At 69.1% G+C, this 17,708-nt stretch carries 12 protein-coding genes and 4 pseudogenes; 11 read left to right on the top strand and 5 right to left on the bottom strand.

Going from position 1 to position 17,708, the window contains the following annotated elements:
* Positions 1 to 243: 243 nt before the first annotated feature.
* The 3 genes from ACWIGU_RS00875 to ACWIGU_RS00865 all read left to right on the top strand — a co-directional run bounded on the left by ACWIGU_RS00875 (position 244) and on the right by ACWIGU_RS00865 (position 7,554).
* The gene (locus tag ACWIGU_RS00875; protein WP_454396063.1) at positions 244 to 3,024 is read left to right on the top strand and encodes a glycoside hydrolase family 3 C-terminal domain-containing protein; all 2,781 of its coding nucleotides are present in this window, start codon (positions 244 to 246) and stop codon (positions 3,022 to 3,024) included.
* A gap of 101 nt (positions 3,025 to 3,125) precedes the next feature.
* Positions 3,126 to 5,120, top strand: a complete 1,995-nt coding sequence (locus ACWIGU_RS00870; protein ID WP_454396061.1) for a glycoside hydrolase family 31 protein — start codon at positions 3,126 to 3,128, stop codon at positions 5,118 to 5,120.
* Between the two features lie 82 nt (positions 5,121 to 5,202).
* Positions 5,203 to 7,554, top strand: a complete 2,352-nt coding sequence (locus tag ACWIGU_RS00865) for a xyloglucanase (protein WP_454396059.1) — start codon at positions 5,203 to 5,205, stop codon at positions 7,552 to 7,554.
* Positions 7,555 to 7,684: 130 nt separating this feature from the next.
* Here the strand turns inward: ACWIGU_RS00865 and ACWIGU_RS00860 are convergent, their stop codons facing one another.
* Entirely contained in the window at positions 7,685 to 7,864 is a 180-nt protein-coding gene (locus ACWIGU_RS00860; RefSeq protein WP_454397208.1) for a helix-turn-helix transcriptional regulator, read from the bottom strand.
* Between ACWIGU_RS00860 and ACWIGU_RS00855 the strand changes: the two are divergent.
* Positions 7,860 to 8,975: pseudogene (locus ACWIGU_RS00855) on the top strand (Gfo/Idh/MocA family protein); the annotation flags it as partial. The gene ACWIGU_RS00860 and the pseudogene ACWIGU_RS00855 sit on opposite strands and share 5 nt — an antisense overlap.
* 42 nt (positions 8,976 to 9,017) lie before the next feature.
* Here ACWIGU_RS00855 and ACWIGU_RS00850 read toward each other — a convergent pair.
* Positions 9,018 to 9,344: pseudogene (locus tag ACWIGU_RS00850) on the bottom strand (alginate lyase family protein); the annotation flags it as partial.
* Positions 9,345 to 9,368: 24 nt separating this feature from the next.
* Positions 9,369 to 10,324 (bottom strand): annotated as a pseudogene (locus ACWIGU_RS00845) (integrase core domain-containing protein); the annotation flags it as partial.
* Between ACWIGU_RS00845 and ACWIGU_RS00840 the strand changes: the two are divergent.
* From ACWIGU_RS00840 to ACWIGU_RS00825, 4 genes and pseudogenes are all read left to right on the top strand, one after another.
* A pseudogene (locus ACWIGU_RS00840) lies at positions 10,318 to 10,530 on the top strand (VOC family protein); the annotation flags it as partial. The pseudogenes ACWIGU_RS00845 and ACWIGU_RS00840 overlap by 7 nt on opposite strands.
* Before the next feature lie 13 nt (positions 10,531 to 10,543).
* Positions 10,544 to 10,735, top strand: a complete 192-nt coding sequence (locus ACWIGU_RS00835) for a hypothetical protein (RefSeq protein ID WP_454396057.1) — start codon at positions 10,544 to 10,546, stop codon at positions 10,733 to 10,735.
* A gap of 58 nt (positions 10,736 to 10,793) precedes the next feature.
* The gene (locus tag ACWIGU_RS00830; RefSeq protein ID WP_454396055.1) at positions 10,794 to 11,534 is read left to right on the top strand and encodes an SGNH/GDSL hydrolase family protein; all 741 of its coding nucleotides are present in this window, start codon (positions 10,794 to 10,796) and stop codon (positions 11,532 to 11,534) included.
* A 14-nt stretch (positions 11,535 to 11,548) separates the two neighbouring features.
* Positions 11,549 to 11,776 (top strand): hypothetical protein, encoded by a 228-nt coding sequence (locus ACWIGU_RS00825; RefSeq protein ID WP_454396053.1) that lies wholly within the window; start codon positions 11,549 to 11,551, stop codon positions 11,774 to 11,776.
* A gap of 182 nt (positions 11,777 to 11,958) precedes the next feature.
* Here the strand turns inward: ACWIGU_RS00825 and ACWIGU_RS00820 are convergent, their stop codons facing one another.
* The gene (locus ACWIGU_RS00820) at positions 11,959 to 14,139 is read right to left on the bottom strand and encodes a S8 family serine peptidase (RefSeq protein ID WP_454396051.1); all 2,181 of its coding nucleotides are present in this window, start codon (positions 14,137 to 14,139) and stop codon (positions 11,959 to 11,961) included.
* An 832-nt stretch (positions 14,140 to 14,971) separates the two neighbouring features.
* On the opposite strand from ACWIGU_RS00820, the gene ACWIGU_RS00815 reads away from it, so the two are divergent.
* Positions 14,972 to 15,385, top strand: coding sequence for a hypothetical protein (locus ACWIGU_RS00815; RefSeq protein WP_454396049.1), 414 nt, complete (start codon positions 14,972 to 14,974; stop codon positions 15,383 to 15,385).
* Between the two features lie 36 nt (positions 15,386 to 15,421).
* Positions 15,422 to 15,637: a hypothetical protein gene (locus ACWIGU_RS00810; RefSeq protein WP_454396047.1), complete on the top strand. Its 216-nt coding sequence runs from the start codon at positions 15,422 to 15,424 to the stop codon at positions 15,635 to 15,637.
* A 104-nt stretch (positions 15,638 to 15,741) separates the two neighbouring features.
* Here ACWIGU_RS00810 and ACWIGU_RS00805 read toward each other — a convergent pair whose 3' ends face one another.
* A complete protein-coding gene (locus ACWIGU_RS00805) occupies positions 15,742 to 16,377 on the bottom strand; it encodes a TetR/AcrR family transcriptional regulator (RefSeq protein ID WP_454396045.1) in 636 nt (211 codons plus the stop codon).
* A 146-nt stretch (positions 16,378 to 16,523) separates the two neighbouring features.
* Between ACWIGU_RS00805 and ACWIGU_RS00800 the strand changes: the two genes are divergently transcribed.
* Positions 16,524 to 17,678 carry a VOC family protein gene (locus ACWIGU_RS00800; protein WP_454396043.1) on the top strand — a complete coding sequence of 385 codons (1,155 nt, stop codon included), beginning with the start codon at positions 16,524 to 16,526 and terminating at the stop codon, positions 17,676 to 17,678.
* The last annotated feature ends 30 nt before the right edge of the window (positions 17,679 to 17,708 follow it).

Raw genomic sequence — 17,708 nt, 5'->3', positions numbered from 1 at the left:
GAGTCAATTCCATGGAACAAGGGGCGAGTTGGGGTGGACGCCCAAGGAAAAGTTCCACTGTCGGGTTCATTGACATCCATCGAGCGCCAATGTCAGCGTTGATGCGCTTCGACAACGCCCCTCCGCCGTTACTCACCTCCCGCCTGCCGAGGGATTTTCCACGTGGCTCCTGTCTGCTCACCCGCGACCGCACCACCCTTTCGCGACCCTGCACTCGCATTGCACGAGCGTGTCGAAGACCTGTTGGAACGGCTTACGCTCGACGAGCGGCTCGCCATGCTGCACCAGTACGTCCCCGCCGTCCCCCGCCTGGGCATCGCCGCGTTCCGCACCGGAACAGAGGCGCTGCACGGTGTCGTCGGCCTCGGGCAGGCGACCGTGTTCCCCCAGGCCGTGGGACTGGGCGCCACCTGGGACGAGGCGCTGGTGCGCGCAGTCGGAGAGGCCGTGTCAGCCGAATTGCGAGCGTTGCACCAGCACAGGCCTGTCCCGACCGGACCCGGCCCCAACGGGCTGCAGGTCTGGTCGCCCGTGGTGAACCTGCTGCGCGATCCGAGATGGGGCCGCAACGAGGAGGGCTACTCGGAGGACCCGCTGCACACCGCGCGCGTCGCCACCGCGTACTGCCGGGGGCTGGCCGGCGATCACCCCACCTACCTGCGGACCGCTCCCGTACTCAAGCACTTCCTCGCCAACAACAACGAGAAGGGCCGCAGCGTCACCTCCTCCGGCCTGCGCCCGCGCGTGCTGCACGAGTGCGACCTGGCCGCCTTCCGCCCGGTCATCGCCTCCGGCGCGGCCACCGGTGCCATGGCCGCGTACAACCTCGTCAACGGCCGTCCCTGCCACGTCAGTCCGCTGATCGAGCGGGAACTGCGATCCTGGGCCCGGCCCACGGGTCATGAGCTGTTCGTGGTCAGCGACGAGGGCGCACCGACCAACCTCGTCGCACCGGTGCACTACTTCGACAGCCACGCCGAGGGCCACGCCGCTGCCCTGAAGGCGGGCATCGACAGCTTCACCGACCTCCGCGAGGACAGCGCGACCGTGGTCGGCCGACTGCGCGAGGCTCTGGAGCACGGCCTGATCGACGAAGGGGACGTGAACCGCGCCGTCCGCCGCCAGTTGCAACTCCGCTTCCGCCTTGGCGAGTTCGACCCGGACCTGGACCCGTACTCAAGCCTCGGGCCCGAGGTGGTCGACTGCCCCGAGCACCGCTCCCTCGCCCGCCGCGCGGCGGCAGAGTCGATCGTGCTGCTCAAGAACGACGGCCTGCTGCCGCTCGACCCGGCCCGTGCCCGGCGGATCGCGGTCATCGGCCCGCACGCGGACGCGTTGTACGAGGACTGGTACAGCGGCACCCTGCCGTACGAGATCGGCATCGCGACCGGTATGCGCTCGGCGCTCACGCCCCTGGGAGGTGAGGTGGTGTGCGTGCCGGGCACCGACCGTATCGCACTGCGCTCCCGTACCACCGGCGAGCCCCTGGGCAAGACCGCCTTCGACGTTCAGGAGTGGGGCGACGGCGTTCTCACCCTGTGTGAGGCCGGGACCGGCCGCTATCTCTCTCCTTCCGACGACGGCTCACTCGCCGCCGAACGGACGTTGCTCAAGAGCTGGTTCGTCGACGAGACGTTCCGCCTGGAGCCCGCCCCGGACGACGAGGACGACACCTTCGTGCTCCGGCATGTGCTCACCGGCCGTTATGCCGCCCTCGATGCCGGCGACGGCAGCGTGCGCGTCACCGCCCAGAGCCTCGCGGCGGCCGAGCGCTGGCAGCGGGAACTCCTGCACGACGGCACGGCCGAGGCGCGAGCCGCCGCCGAGTCGGCCGACGCGGCGATCGTCGTCCTCGGCAACCACCCGATGATCAACGGCCGCGAGACCGAGGACCGTTCGGGAATCGCTCTGCCCGGGGCCCAGGAGGCGCTGCTGCGCGCGGTCGCCGCAGTCCGCCCCGAGACCGCGCTCATCGTCATGAGCAGCTACCCCTACGCCGTCGACTGGGCCGACACACATCTGCCGGCGGTTCTGTGGACCTCGCACGGCGGCCAGGAGACCGGCCACGCGCTGGCCGATGTACTGCTCGGCGAGGCCGACCCCGCCGGACGGCTGCCGCAGACCTGGTACCGCGGCGACGACGAACTGCCGGACCCGCTCGACTACGACGTCATCAAGGCCGGCTGGACCTACCAGTACCACCACTCTGCGCCGCTGTACTCGTTCGGGCACGGTCTGTCGTACGCCGAATTCACCTATCGCGACCTGCGGCTCTCCACGGACACCATGGCCCAGGACGGCCAGGTGGACGTCACGCTGACGCTGGCCAACTCCGGCTCCCGGCCCGGCAGCGAAGTCGTCCAGCTCTACGTCCGTCCCCGTAACGCTCGCTACCAGGCGCCCCGGCTGCGCCTCGCCGACTTCCGCAAGGTCCGGCTCGAACCGGGCGAGACCAGGCGGCTCGACTTCCGGATCCCGGCCGAACAGCTCGCCCACTGGGACGTGGCGACCGGAAGCTTCACCGTCGACCCCGGCGACTACGAGGTACTGGCGGCGCGCTCCGCCGGGAACGTCGTCGGCAGCGCGCGGCTCCATGTGACCGGCCCACCGCCCATCCCCCGGCCGGTCGTCGGCCACCGCACGTACGCCCGCGACTTCGACGACCACACGCACGCCGTCCTTGTCGACGCCACGCGGGCCGCGGGCGACGCGGTCGCCCCCGCCGATCCGTCCCGCCCCACGACTCTGCTGTTCCGCTCGGCCGACCTGACCGGCGCGGTCCGATTCGAGGCCGAGGTCGCCCGCCAGGGCGTAGCCGGGGGCGAAGCGAGCGTGGAGGTGCGGGCGGGCGAGCGGAGCCTGGGTGTGATCACGGTACCGGTCACCGGCGACCGGTACACGTGGACCACCGTCGCAGTCGAGCTGTCCGGCGTCGAACCAGGCCCACACGACCTGACTCTGGTCCTGCACGGACCCTTCCGGCTTTCCGCGTTCCGCTTCCACTCTGCCCAGGCAGGCAGCTGAGCGTTCGCGTCGCCCATCAGCGCGAGACAACCCTGTGCGGTGCCTGCGGTCACTCGGGCACCCCCTTGTAGCCGGACCCGCTAGCCGCATCCGAGACGAACATGGGAGACACCTTGTCCTACAGCATTCGCGCGGGAGGTCTGGAACGCCACACCGAGGGGGAGATGCTCCGCATCGAGCCCTGGGGCCCGGACGCCATCCGAGTACGGGCCTCGGCCGGGAACCTCGACCCCACCGCCCCCGGAGCTCTGGAGGACCCGGCGCCCACCACCCCCGTCTCCCCGTCCGCGTCGGAGGAAGGCTGCGCCCGACTGGTCAACGGCCGGCTGGCCGTGGAGGCTTCTGCGGACGGCCGGCTGACCTTCCGTCACGCCGCCTCGGGCCGCGTACTCCTCGCCGAGCGTGACCCGCGCTCCCATCACAGCGGCCCCCGCGTCCACGGGGCGGGCGGCCGTACGCAGCAGTCCTTCGACGCCTACGACGGCGAACGGTTGCACGGTCTTGGGCAGCATCTGCACGGACGCCTCGACCAGAAGGGCTGCGTGATCGACCTCGTCCAGAGCAACACCGTGGCAGCCGTCCCCTTCCTGCACTCCTCACGCGGCTACGGACTGCTGTGGAACAACCCCGCCACCGGCCGGGTCGAACTGGGCGCGGACGGCACCAGGTGGACCGCCGACGCCGGCGGGCGCATCGACTACTGGATCACCGCGGGCGACACCCCGGCCCAGATCCTCGACGCCTACACACAGGCGACCGGTCGGCCGCCCCTCCTGCCGGAATGGGCGTCCGGCTTCTGGCAGTCGAAGCTGCGTTACCGGACGCAGGACGAACTCCTTTCCGTGGCACGGCAATACAAGGAGCGCGGCCTGCCGCTGTCCGTCATCGTCTGCGACTTCTTCCACTGGCAGCGCATGGGCGACTGGCGGTTCGAGGAGAGCGAGTGGCCCGAACCGGCCGCCATGGTCCAGGAGTTGGGGGACCTCGGGGTGCGCCTTGCGGTCTCGGTGTGGCCGACCGTCGAACCCGGCAGCGACACCTACGACGAACTGCGCGCGGCCGGACACCTCGTCAGGGACGCGGACGGCGGCCTGCTCACCTTCCCCTGGCCATCCCGCCACGGCGGCGACTCGCTGATCCGCCCGATGGCGTACTACGACGCCACGCACTCCGGCGCCCGCGCGGCACTGTGGCAGCGACTGAACGACAACTACCGTGCCATGGGTGTCGGTTGCTTCTGGCTGGACGCCTGCGAACCCGACCTGCCCCCGGCGTTCGCCGAGCGCGCCGAGTACGCGGCCGGGCCCGCCTCCGCGGTCGCCAACCTCTACCCGCTGCAGCACGCCCGCACGGTCGCCGACGGCCTGCGCGCGGCGGGCGACGACCGCCCGCTGTCGCTGATCCGCTCCGCGTGGGCGGGCAGCCAGCGCTACGGTGCCCTGCTGTGGTCCGGCGACATCCCCACCACCTTCGACTCCCTCGCCCGCCAGATCCGGGCCGGCCTGAACGTCGCGATGAGCGGCATCCCCTGGTGGAACACCGACATCGGCGGCTTCGCCGGCGGCGACTCCGACGATCCCGCCTACCGCGAACTGCTCATCCGCTGGTTCCAGTACGGAACCTTCAGCCCCGTCATGCGACTGCACGGCGACCGCGCCCCGAACCACCCCGCCTTCTCCACCGACATGACTGGCGGACCGAACGAGGTCTGGTCGTACGGGGATGAGGCGTACGGCATCCTCCGCGATCACCTGCTCCTGCGCGAGCGCCTGCGCCCGTATCTGACACAGCTCTCCGAGGAGGCCCACCGCACGGGCGCCCCGCCGATGCGCCCGCTGTTCTTCGACTTCCCCGACGACAACCGCGCCTGGGACGTGGACGACCAGTTCCTGCTGGGCCCCGATGTGCTGGTGGCGCCCGTGTACGAGGCGGGCGCCCGGACCCGCCGGGTGTATCTGCCATCCGGAGCCGACTGGCTGGACCCTGCCACCGGAGCCGTGCTGAAGGGCGGAACGACGCTCGATGCCGAAGCCCCCCTGGAACGCATCCCGATCTTCGTACGGGAAGGGACCGACATGGCGGCGCGGCTCTCCTGACGTCGCCCCGGACGCCCACTCCTCGTTCGAACGCCAACCAGTTCAGACCCCCAGGACACCCACCAGACAGGCAGGACTCTCCATGCCCAGGACCTCGCACCTCTCGAGACGCGGACTTCTGGCCGCCGGCGCGACAGCGGCCGCGCTCCCGTTGTTCTCCCCCTCCGCCGCGTCCGCCGGCGCACCCGCAGCTGCTTCCGAAAGGGGCGGAGCGCCGTACCGCTTCCGCAACGCCGAGATAGTCGGCGGCGGCTTCGTCACCGGCATCATCTTCAACCAGCGTGAACCCGGACTGGTGTACGCCCGGACCGACATCGGCGGCGCCTACCGCCTCGACACGGCGTCCCGGCGGTGGATCCCGCTCACCGACTGGATCGGCTGGGACGAGTACGGACACACCGGCATCATCAGCATCGCCACCGACGAGGTCGACCCCGACCGCGTCTACCTGGCGGCGGGCACCTACACCCTCCCCGACTGGGACCCGGACATGGCGGCGATCCTGCGCTCGACCGACCGCGGCCGCACCTGGAAGACCACCCCCCTGCCGTTCCGGCTGGGCGGCAACATGCCCGGCCGGGGCATCGGCGAGCGGCTGGTGATCGACCCCAACCGCAACAGCATCCTCTACCTGGGAGCGCGCGGGGGCCACGGGCTGTGGCACAGCACCGACCACGGCAAGACCTTCGCGAAGGTGACCAGCTTCCCCAACGCGGGCGACTTCGTCCCCGACCCCACCGACCCCGACGGCTACAACGGCGACAACCTGGGCGTGCTGCAAGTCGTCTTCGACAAGCGCACCGGCAGAGCGGGCAGGGCCACCCGGACCCTCTACGTCACCGTCGCCGACAAGGACAACATCCTGTACCGGTCCACCGACGCGGGAGCCACCTGGCAGCGCGTGCCCGGGCAGCCCACCGGATTCATCCCGCACCACGCGGTCTTCGACCACGTCGGCGGCTACCTGTACCTGGCGACCAGCGACACCGCCGGCCCCTACGACGGCTCCAAGGGCGACGTGTGGAAGCTGGACACCGCCACCGACACCTGGACCCGGATCAGCCCGGTCCCGTCCACCAGCGACGACAACCAGTACGGTTACAGCGGCCTGACCATCGACCGGCAGAACCCGGACACCCTGATGGTGTCCACCCAGGTCAAGTGGTACCCGGACTGCCTCCTCTTCCGCTCCACGGACGGCGGTGCGAGCTGGACCCGCGCGTGGGACCTGGGCACGAATTCCGAGCGCACCCTGCGCTACGACATCGACATCTCCGACTCCCCCTGGCTGACCTGGAACGCCTCGCCGTCGCTGCCGGAGATCGCACCGAAGCTGGGCTGGATGATGGAGTCCGTCCAGATCGACCCCTTCGACTCCGGCCACTTCATGCACGGAACCGGCGCGACGATCTACGGGGCCGACAACCTGACCGACTGGGACAGCGACGGCACGGTGCACATCTCCGTGCGGGCCCAGGGCCTGGAGGAGACCTCGGTCGGTTGCGTGATCAGCCCTCCCGCCGGGCGCGCACACCTCTTCTCCGGCGTGGGCGACGTCGGCGGCTTCCGGCACACGGATCTCCACAAGGCGCCGAAGATGTACGACAGCCCGACCTTCGGCGCAACCCCTGCCCTGGACTACGCGGAGCTGGCGCCCCACACCATCGTGCGGGTCGGCAACCCCACCAGCGGCTGGACCCAGCACTTCGCCATCTCCACCGACAGCGGCGACACATGGAAGCCGTCGGGCAGTGAGCCGTCCGGTGTCACCGGGCCCGGAGTCGACGACCAGGCCGTCGCCATCAGCGCCGACGGCAGGCGGATCGTCTGGTCACCGGCCGGTGCGCCGGTCAGCTGGTCCGACGACCACGGAGCGACCTGGACGGCCTCGGAAGGGCTGCCCGCCGCGGCCTCCGTACGTTCCGACCGGGTGAACCCGGCGAAGTTCTACGCCTACAACGCCGGTGTCTTCTACCTCAGCACGGACGGCGGCAAGAGCTTCAAGGCCACGGCGGCGACCGGTCTGCCCACTGCGGGAAACGTCCGGTTCAAGCCGGTACCGGGCCACGAGGGCGACATCTGGCTGGCCGGCGGCACTACCAAGGCCACCACCCCCACGCCGTACGGGCTGTGGCGGTCGACCGACTCCGGAACGTCCTTCACCAGGTTCACGGCGGTGGACGAGGGCGACGTCGTCGGATTCGGCAAGGCCGCGTCCGGCGCCACGTACCCCGCCGTGTACACCAGCTCCAAGATCCGCGGCGTGCGCGGCATCTTCCGGTCCGACGACGCGGGCCGGACCTGGGTCCGCATCAACGACGACCGCCACCAGTACGCCTGGACCGGCAACACCATGACCGGAGACCCCCGGGTCTACGGTCGCGTCTACTTCGGGACCAACGGACGCGGAGTCATCTACGGCGACCCGGCGTGAATCCCGGCTCCGGGGCGGGCCGGCAAGGTCGGCGCTCAGTCATGGCCCCTCCCGGGATCGCGGGCTCTTCGTACTGCTCCACGAGCTTCCTGAGCAGGCGTCAAGCCTTGTTATCGGCTGGTTCGACGGACTACGGATGCTCGCGTCGGAACTTTGCCGGGGGTGCGCCACAGAGAGAGGTGAACACGGCGTAGAACCGGCTGACCGAACCGAAGCCGACTGCGGATGCGATGTCATTGATCGGGAGATCGGTGGTGATCAGCAGTCGGCGGGCCTCCGCGAGGCGGTGCCTGGTGAGGTAGGGCGACATCTGGGTCACCGACCTGATCCCGGACCGGGCCGCCCGGCTGGCAGCCGAGTACGACCTTGCCGGGACCCTGCCATCCTTCGAGGCCCTGCTCGACTCGGACGTCGACGCGGTAGCGATCTTCACCCAGCGCTGGACCCACGGGCCGCTGGCCGTCCAGGCACTGCGGGCCGGCAAGCATGTGTATTCGGCGGTGCCGATGGCGGTGGCCGAGGAGGAGATCGAAGCCATCATCACGGCGGTCCAGGAGACCGGGCTGATCTACATGATGGGCGAGACCAGCCACTACAACCCGGCCACCGTGCACGCCCGCAACCAGATCGCCGCCGACAGTTTCGGACGGCTGTTCTACGCAGAGGGCGACTACGTGCACGACATGGACCTCGGCTTCTACGACGCCTACCAGTACAGCGGCGGCGAGAACTGGAAGGCCACTGCCAGCTACCCGCCGCTGCTCTACCCCACCCACGCGATCGGCGGAGTGCTCGGCGCCTGGTAGACGTATGCGACCAGCGTGTCCGCCATCGGGGTCGTCGACGATCGCGGGGACGGAGTGTTCGACAAGTCGGTCAGCCAGTTCGGCAACGACTTCTCCAACGCCACCGCGCTGTTCGAGGTCGCGGGCGGGGGATGCTTCCGGACGAACGAGTTCCGGCGGGTCGGCTACCCCTCGTACATCCGCGAGTCGCGGTTCCGGTTCTTCGGTACGGAGGGGAGTCTCGAGCAGCTGGCCAACGTCAGCCTGTGGCAGGACAAGAGCGGTGTCACCGACATCACCGACCACCTCCAGCCCAAGCCCACCCTGCCGCCCGACGATCCCTCGCTCCAGCATGTCGCTCCGGCCCTCAGGGACGCCTTCACCTCGGGTTCGGCCCCGGTGCACGACCGGTCCCGGCTGCCTGAGGAGTTCGCCCACGTCTCCAACGGCCACGAAGGCAGCCACCACTTCCTCAGTGACGACTTCGTGCGGGCCGTCGCCACCAAGACCCTGCCCCCGGTCAACGCCTGGGTCGCCGCACGCTACACGCTGCCCGGCATCATCGCGCACCAGTCCGCCCTCAAGGACGGCGAGCGGCTGGCAGTACCGGACTTCGGAGACGCCCCCCAGGCGTGACCGGCAGTGGGCCTACTTCGCGTACAGCAGGGTGCCGAAGCCGAGCTGGCCGCGGCCCCCGGAGGCTATGACGGTCTGATTCACGTTGTCGCAGTTGTCGTACGTGGTGTAGGGGACGTCTTCGCCGAGGTTGTACTTGGCCACGTACTGGGCGGCCTTCATGAACCGGTTGCCGTCCGCGGCGTAGAGGTCGACGCCCTGGTTCCAGGCCATCTCGCAGATCGCGCCCATCAGGCCGATGCCCATGATGCTGTGGCCCTGGTCGCGGCCGGATTCCTGCCACTGGGCCAGGCCCTGGTCGTCGTAGACGAACGGGACCGCGTTCTGGAGCGAGCCGGTGCCCTTGCCGCTGCGGAAGTAGGCCTGTGCCGCTCGAAAAGTCATCGCTGCACGTCAGGCTGCGTAGCGATATTCGTTGATGTTTCCCCTGAGTATGGGCGTGCGCAGGATTCGGCGGGCGTCGAGTTCGTGCACGGCAGCGGGGCGGTCGTGAGCGTCGGGAGGTAGCTGGTCTCGTGCTTGGTGGGGTCTGTGCTCGTTGCAGTGCCGCTGGTAGGCGGCAAGTACACGCTGGGCGTGGGATTCGTTCAGGACCAGGATGTGGTCGAGGACTTCGCGTCGGAGGCTGCCGATGACCCGTTCGCAGTGGGCGTTCATCCGCGGCGTCTGCGGGGCGCTCTTGAGGATCTGCACATCCTCGGACTGGAAGACGGCGTCGAAGGCGGGGGAGTACTTGTCGTCGCGGTCGCGTAGCAGGAAGCGCAGGGACTCGAAACGGATGCCCAAATCGGCGGAGAGATTCCTGGCCTGTTGCACGGCCCAATCTCGGGTGGGGTGGGCGGTGACTCCGGTGATGTGCAGGCGCCGGGTGCCGTGTTCGAGGAACGCCAGCGCGTACAGCCTCCTGCCGAGCGCGGTGTCGATGTGGAAAAAGTCTGCCGCGATGAGACCCTCGGCCTGGGTGGTGAGGAACTCGCGCCAGGTCGGGCCGGAACGGCGAGGCGCTGGGTCGACACCTGCTGCGTTCAGGATCTCCCACACCGTCGATGCGGCGATCCGGTGCCCGAGTCCAGCCAACTCCCCCTGGATTCCTCGATGCCCCACCTCGGATTCTCCCGGGCCAGCCGCAGAACGAGCGTCTTGATCGCCTCTCGGCTGGGTGGGCGTCCGGTGCGTCGGCGTGCGGTGAAATCCCACTTCGCGGAGATGAATCTGCGATGCCAGGCGAGCAGGGTGCCTGGGGTGACAGGGAAGACCTCGCGCCAGCGCCGCCGGGGTATCAGCCCCGACAGGGCTGCGAACCAGAACCGATCCGCCGGCTCATAGCGGACCCGACCGGCGGGGCTTCGAGTGGGAGGTCGGCTGGAACCCGATCACGATCGACGAGACGACCTGGCAGCCCACCACCCACCAGGGCATCAGCATCTGGGGCCACACCCCGGTCGGCCAGACCATCACCGACAAGCTCGACCAGTTCCGGGCCGGCGCGCGCTCACTCCTCCACCCGGAGGCGACGGTTCCCGCGCTGAGCGGGGCCGGTATCCCCGACGACTGACCCGGCACCGTCAGTGAGCACGTCGGGCATCGAGGGCGCGGGCATGTGCCGCACGATCTCGGCGGGCGTGGCCGAAGCGTTCGACGCCGTCTACGGGCCATCACCGGGGCCTGGCATCGCGCGGCGGTTGTTCGTCGCCAGGATGGACGACCACTTCCACGGCGACATCACGCTGGGCTCGGACGGACTGCATCTGACGGTCTGACGGCCCGACCGTCCGGACCGTCCCGATCCAAGGACTTGAGACATCGAGGAGCGCCCCTGTGAGTACGTCCGAACCGGCTGCCGAGGAGCGCGCCCCCTCGTGGTGGCGGCGCCGCCGCGACCGGCGGGCGGCCCAGTCCCGCGCCCGGCGCATGGTCGGCCGATGCCTGACCGCGCTGAGCGTCTGCGTGGTCCTCGTCCTCGTGGCCGCCGGGGCCGGTGTGGCCGTGCTGTACCGGCAGGGCACGCGGCCGCCGGGCGGGACGGGGGAGTACGTGGCGCTGGGCAGCTCGTTCGCCGCGGGCCCTGGCGTGGGGCAGCGCGCCGCTAACAGCCCCGCCCTGTGCGCCCGATCCGACGCCAACTATGCCCAACCCGTAGCCCACTCAAGGGAGATGAGTCTGACCGATGTGACGTGCTCCGGCGCCACCACGCACGACGTCCTCGACGGCGGTCAGTTCTTCCAGCCGGCCCAGGTGGACGCCGTGCGATCGACCACGCGCCTGGTCACGGTCACCATCGGCGGCAACGATGTCTCCTACCTCGGCAACCTGGTCGCCTGGTCCTGCGGCAACGCCCGCGACCGGGTGCCGCTGTACTGGCGGCCGATGGTGTGCTCCGCGACGCCGCGGACCGAGGTGGACGACCGCCTTGATCGCCTGCCCGGCCAGTTGGACCGCATCGCCCAGCAGGTGCACCGTCGCGCGCCCCGGCGAGGCTCGGCTTTGTCGATTACGCGACCGTGCTGCCGGCCACGGGCTGGTGCCGGGACCGACTGCCGCTGGACGCGGACCAGTTGAGGCGCGCCCGGCAGGTGGCACGGCGCCTCGCGGCCGTCACGGCCGAGGCCGCCCACCGCGCCGACGCCGACCTCGTCCGCGCCTCACGGGTGACCCGCGGCCACGACATCTGCTCCGCCGACCCGTGGGTGAGCGGGTTCACCTTCCCCGCGACACCGCTGAGCTTCGCCGCCCCGGCCTACCACCCGAAGGGTGCCGCGATGCGGGCCGTCGACGCGACCATGTCCCGCTCCGCCCCCTGACGGCAGACCGCGCGAAAGTTCTGGACGGCCGGGTCACATCGGGCACGTAGTTTCTTGGACTTCCACTCAGGCGCCACCCCGACGTTGTTTTCGCGCGTCAGGGGGCTGCCTTCGGCTGACCCCTGACGCGCGTTCGGGAGCATGTCCGGGAGCCCTCGCCCCGGGCCGGGATAGCGCTTCTGCTATCGCACGACGGTCAGCGTCACATCGCCGTGCCGGTAGGACACCCTGAACGTGTGACCGCCGGCCTTCAGGGTCTGCTTTTCCGGCAGGGAGAGGAAGTTGCCCTTGATCGAGTCGCCGCTCATTATCTTCAGTTCCGCGCCCCGAGCGAGGGCTGCGCGAACGTCCAGGGTGAGTCTGCCTTCAAGGACCAGGTCACCCGCAGCCCGCACGCTCGTGCAGTCGTGGTTGCCGGAGATCGTGATGGCGAGGCGGCCCGCTCTGCGGATGGTCACGTCGCCACCGACGTTCAGGACGTTGCCGGGAGCGATCTCGGTGAGGGTGATGCGCAGCGCGGACGCCGCTTCGCCGGCCGACAGACCGGGCTGGAGCGCCCCGCAGTCGACGTCGACGCTGCCTGCCACGAAGCCGGTGCCGCCGAGCTTGCCGCCCTTGACGTCGATCGAGCTTGCGTGTGAGCCGGTGATCGAAAGCTTGCCGCCTTCAATCGTTGTGCCGCCCTCGTAGGTGTTGTCGCCCGTCGTGATCAGCGTCCCGGAGCCCTGCTTGGTCAGAGAGGCCGTGTAGAGGTTCTTGTCGATCTTTTTCTGAATGTGGGCCGCGCGCTTGTCCATCCATTCCTTGCGCCACTTGACGGCGTCCTTTTGGGATATCTTGTCGTACAACTCGGGGTGGCCGTCAGTGATGGCTTGGACTTGAGGATCAGCCAGAATGCCCTGAAGCATGAAGGCCTGCTCGTCGAGCGTGCCATCCGGGTTCAGCACGTTGGGGCTGAATTCACCGGCGTAGGCGATGCCTTCCTTCTTGTAGCGCGCCAGCCACGCCAGATCTTCCTTTTCTCTTTCCTTTATCGCGATCTGGCTTATGTCGTTCGACCAGACGTCCAGGGGTGCCTTGTCCATGTTGTAGGTCATGGGGCTCAGGAACTGGCCGGGGCCGTACATGCCCTTGGCCAGATCGGGTATCCCCCAGCCCCAGCGTTCGTCCGGGAGGCCGTCGGGCGCGGTCCAGGCGATGGATTTGCCCGAGGGGGAGTTTTGTCCGGTCCCGAGGAATTTCACGCCGTCGGACATTTTATTGTTCGTCGTGGTCAGCATCAGCTCACGCACTTGCTTGGCGTTCATGTTCGGATAGCGGGAGAGCAGGACCCCCATCACCGAAGTCGCAACGGGCGTCGCCGGTGACGTGCCGCTCGAGTTCGAATAGATGGTGTCACCGCCGCTGTTCGCGGTCCGGACGTTGTTCGAAGGGGCCGACACGGTCCACCATTTGGCGAGCCCCGCCTCGTTGTACCCGTACTGCTTTGTGTATTCGGGATTGGCCTCAGTGGGCGGCTGCACTCCGCCGACGGCTACCCACTGCTGCTCCGCCTGGGGGTTGAAGAAGGGATATGCCGGGCGATAATACGGGTTGCTCCAGTCGTTGTTGCCGGCCGACCTCACGTTGACGGTGCCGCTGTCCTTGATGGCGTCCCAGATGGCTTCCATGAAGGAACGTCCGGGGTGGTCCGGATTGTATTGAATGCCGTCTTCCGAGTAGCTCTTCTTGAAGAAGAAGTACTGGTACTCCAGGTCCTTCAGGTCCTCGTTGGGGACGATCGTCGCCATCGCCGTGGCGCTGGCGCTGTCCTTGCCGGGAAGTTGGTAGGCCTTGGCGAGGTTCCCGTCGGGTCCGAGGTCGTTGCCCAAGCCGTCAAAGCGGGTTCTGTTGAGAGTCTGGACGTAGGAGCCCCAACTGCTGTTGATGACCTGGGCGCCCGCGTCCACCAGGGCCTTATTGGCCGTGTACCAGTACACGTAATCGTGGAAAGGGCCGTGGGACTGGGTGTCGGAACCGCCGGTCTTGGCGGCGTACATCGTCGCCCCGGAGGCGATGCCGTGCTGGCCCTTACCGTCACGTATGCCGGAGGTCACCCCGAGCATGCCGGTGCCGTGCCCGTAGTCACTTGTTCTCGCCTGATCGCCGTCCACGATGAACGGCTCGCCCGCGGTGAACGGGTTCGCCGGGGTAGCCGTGTTCCGATATCCGAAGCCGGACGTGCCGTAGACGCCCTCCGCTCGCACCGGAACGATCCGCTCGGTCTGGAACGCTTCGTGGGTGACTCTGTAGCCGGAATCCATCATGCCCAGCGCGACGCCGCGCCCGCAGTACCCGAGGGCGTAGGCGGTGGACGCGTTCACCGCGACAAGCTGCCATGGAGAATTGATCTCTGTGCCAGAAGTGGCGGGGATATGGCCGGTGTAGTATCCATATTCCGGCGTTTCCCAACTGGCTTTGGCGGCATCCAGTTCCTCCGGTCTCGTGGCGACAAAGCCGGGGTCTCCCGGGTACGAACACTGCGCGCAGCCTTGCGAGTACGCCGCCCCGCCGCCCGTATAGCCAGGGGTCTTGGGCGATGCCGAGGCGAACCCAGCGGGAGTGAACGCGACTCCTGCTCCGACAGCAAGGGTGCCTCCCAGTCGCTGAAGGAACTGCCGCCGATTCGTTGACCTCATGCTCATCTATGGTTCCTTTCTGATGGGTCGACATCTGACGGACCGGAGTGGCCTGTTGCGTCCCGGCCCAGTGATGTGCACGCGCCGGTCAAGGAAAGGTGATGTGCCGTTCCGTGGACTTGGAATCGGGAATCGGCTCCTGAGCGCGATGGCCCTGGACGGGCCTGGGAAGACAGCCGGGCCACCGGCCCACGCGACGAACGGGCCGGCTGGCGGGTCTGTCCTTCCGGCATCGAAGCCGCAGGACGGTCGGCGCCCTCGAAGGAGCGCGGACGTCATCGCCCGCGCGAAAGAAGCTCACAGCGCAGCCGCGCTCAGAAGGGGGCCCTGCCGCGTCGGGGCGGCGAACTGGAACTCCCCCACGCGTGACCTCCCCGTAGATCACAGCATTAGACTGCGGCGGAAGTGCCTCGTCAAGAGGCCAACGCCCCTGCACCAGAAGTGATTTGGGCGTAACTCTCCTGTAGTGAGGGCGTGATTCCGTGCGCCTTTGCCGTCGGCGATGGCGGCAGGGTCATTGCGCGAAGTGGATTCACCGGATTTGTTGGTGACGATCCGTCATGGCATGGTCCGTGCGGTTCTGGGGGCGGGGGGAACGCAGTACAGGCACGGCGCCGGCGATCACGTGAGTGAGCGGCTCTGTCGGGTGCGGCCCGGTGTCGGCGAAGATCTGCACGTGACTGATGACGATCTCATCCTGGCTGTGCGTGAGGCGGTGGCTGACCGGGAACTGCCGGAGCCTGCCGCCGAGGAGGATGTCCGGGCGGTGGAGCGGATGGTGGGCCACCCGATGCCCGCGCTGCTGCGGCGGCTCTATCTCGAAGTCGCCAACGGGGGGCTTCGGGCCGTGGGATGTCGTGTCGCTGACAGATACCGGCGACTGGTTCAGCGATTGCGCGGACGTGACGGAGGCGTACAGGGATTTCGGTGATCCCGAGAGGCCGCTCCCCCAGGGATCGTCCCGTTGATGGACCGGCGATGCGCGATGTGGGCGCTGGTCGACTTCAGGACGGCCGACGGCCAAATGGGGGACTGGGACCCTAACCTGTGTTGCGCGGAACATGCCCCGGCCCCGCTCGGGCAGTCGCTGGCCGAGTGGCTCACCGACTGGTTGAACGGCGCCTTGCCGGACGGGCCCTACCCGCACCGCGAGTTGGCCGCCGTGGGCCGCCCCGCGCGCTGACGCGACCCACGTCGCGACCAGGTCCAGGGCGTCGCCCCCGACCTTGCGCTGCACGAACAACCCGTGGCGCGCCCCGGGAGCGGCAGTTCAGCCGGACAGCCAGGTCACGGCAGGGTCGGCAGGGGGCGCCGGGCGACGTCGTGGGCGTCGGACGCGGGAACGCCCAGCATGCGCAGGACCATCCCGGCGAGGTTGGACGCCGCTTCGTCGCCGTCCAACTCGGGCCGGGTGAAGCGCAGTTCGACCAGGGCGAGCAGGCTCCCGCCCAGTGCGGACAGGGCGATCGTCGGGTCGACGACCGTGAAGCGGCCGGACGCCATGCCGACCTCCAGGTCGCGCAGGGCTCGTGGGGTGAGTCCCCGGTCGGAGTGCAGATGCTCGAGGCCGCGGCGGCGCAGGACCTGCATCAGCTCGGGGTGCGAGTCGGCCATGCGGGCGCTGAGCCGGAAGCCCGCCGCGACGAGCTCGGCGGGATCGTCGATCGCGGCCAGAGATTCGTCGAAGGACCGGCCGAACTCCTCCAGGGCGTCCACCACCGCCGCGTCGAACAGCTCCGTCTTCGACGCGAAGTGGTTGTAGAACGAGCCGAAGCCGACGTCGGCGCGCTCCGCGATCGCCTGGATGCTGGGGCTGGTGTCCCCGGACTCGGCGAGGATCTGCCGGGCCGCGCGGACGAGGGCGCCGCGCGTCTCGGCGCGTCGCCGTTCGAAGCGGTTGCGGGGCGGGGTTGACGTGGGCATGGGAGCAATTCTAGCCCGGTCAAAGCCGCGCCACAGATCTGATGGATTCATCAGATAGGTGCGATCCGAGAGGTCCAGTGTCTTGACGGGCATCCGATCAGAGCTGATGATTTCATCAAAACAACGACGTTGCGTTGGAGGACACCATGTCCGAAACCCGCGTCCAAGGGGCCTTGGCCCCCGACGTCGCGACCGCCCATCAGGACCTTCACAGTGCGGCGGGAGCCCTGCGGGGCGAGCATCCGGGCCGGTCCCGGAACCCCGTGATCAAGGTGGCGGACCTGGCCTGGCTGGAGTTCGAGAAGCCGGATCTCGACCCCGCCGAGGTCTTCGCCCGCGACTTCGGCTTCGGTGTCGCCGCCCGCACCGAGCGCGAGCTGTGGCTGCGCGGCACGTTCGCGGGATCGCCGTGCATGGTGATCCGGCGTGGTCGCGCCTCGCGCTTCATCGGCCCCGCCTTCCGTGCCGCCGAGTCGGCCGACGTCGACCGGCTCGCGCGGGTGACCGGTGCGGCGGTGCGCGAGGCGGATGTCCCCGGCGGCGGCAGGACGGTCGACCTGCTCGACCCGTCCGGGTTCCGGGTCCGTGTCGTGCACTGCGGCGAGGAACTGGCCGAACTGCCCGGCCAGCAGCCGCAGCTCCTCAACTTCGGCACCGACCGCCCGCGTGTGAACGCCCCGCAGCGCCCGCCCCGCGAGCCGTCCCGCATCCAGCGCCTGGGACATGTCGTCCTGGAGACCAATGTGTTCGCGCGGGCCCTGGACTGGTACCTGGACACGCTCGGCATGATCGTGTCCGACTTCCTGTTCCTCGACGGGCAGCGCGAGCGCGGCCCCACCATGGCCTTCATCCGCTGCGACCAGGGCACGGTCCCGGTCGACCACCACACCCTGGCGATGCACCTCGGCCCGGCGTGCGGCTACGTCCACTCCGCCTACCAGGTCACCGACCTCGACGCGCTCGCGGCCGGCGGCGTATACCTCAACGAGCGCGGATACCAGCGCAGTTGGGGCATCGGGCGACACATTCAGGGCAGCCAGATCTTCGACTACTGGCGCGACCCCGACCGTTTCATGCTGGAGCACTTCGCCGACGGCGACCTGTTCGCCCGCGACCTCGAACCCGGCTGGGCGCCGATGTCGACGAGTGGCCTCGCCCAGTGGGGCCCGCCCGCCACCCGCGACTTCCTCGGCGCGAGCCCGTCCCCGTCCCGGGTCCGGGAGGTCGTGCGCGCCTTGCGCGGTGACAACGAACTCGCCCCCGCCCGCCTGCTCGGCCTGCTCAAGGCCACCAACTCCTGACCCCGTCCCCCTTATCGACAGAGGCACTGA

The sequence above is a fragment of the Streptomyces sp. NPDC055400 genome, assembly GCF_053644375.1.
The sequence above is the reverse complement of the archived record's forward strand: the minus strand, read 5'-3'. Positions and strand labels throughout refer to the sequence as shown.

What these genes read in the sequence shown, in the direction of transcription:
- ACWIGU_RS00865 (WP_454396059.1), top strand. Translation starts at nt 5,203, where the DNA reads ATGCCCAGGACCTCGCACCTCTCGAGACGCGGACTTCTGGCCGCCGGC.
- ACWIGU_RS00805 (WP_454396045.1), bottom strand. Translation starts at nt 16,377, where the DNA reads ATGCCCACGTCAACCCCGCCCCGCAACCGCTTCGAACGGCGACGCGCC.
- ACWIGU_RS00800 (WP_454396043.1), top strand. Translation starts at nt 16,524, where the DNA reads ATGTCCGAAACCCGCGTCCAAGGGGCCTTGGCCCCCGACGTCGCGACC.
- ACWIGU_RS00870 (WP_454396061.1), top strand. Translation starts at nt 3,126, where the DNA reads ATGGGAGACACCTTGTCCTACAGCATTCGCGCGGGAGGTCTGGAACGC.
- ACWIGU_RS00810 (WP_454396047.1), top strand. Translation starts at nt 15,422, where the DNA reads ATGGACCGGCGATGCGCGATGTGGGCGCTGGTCGACTTCAGGACGGCC.
- ACWIGU_RS00860 (WP_454397208.1), bottom strand. Translation starts at nt 7,864, where the DNA reads ATGTCGCCCTACCTCACCAGGCACCGCCTCGCGGAGGCCCGCCGACTG.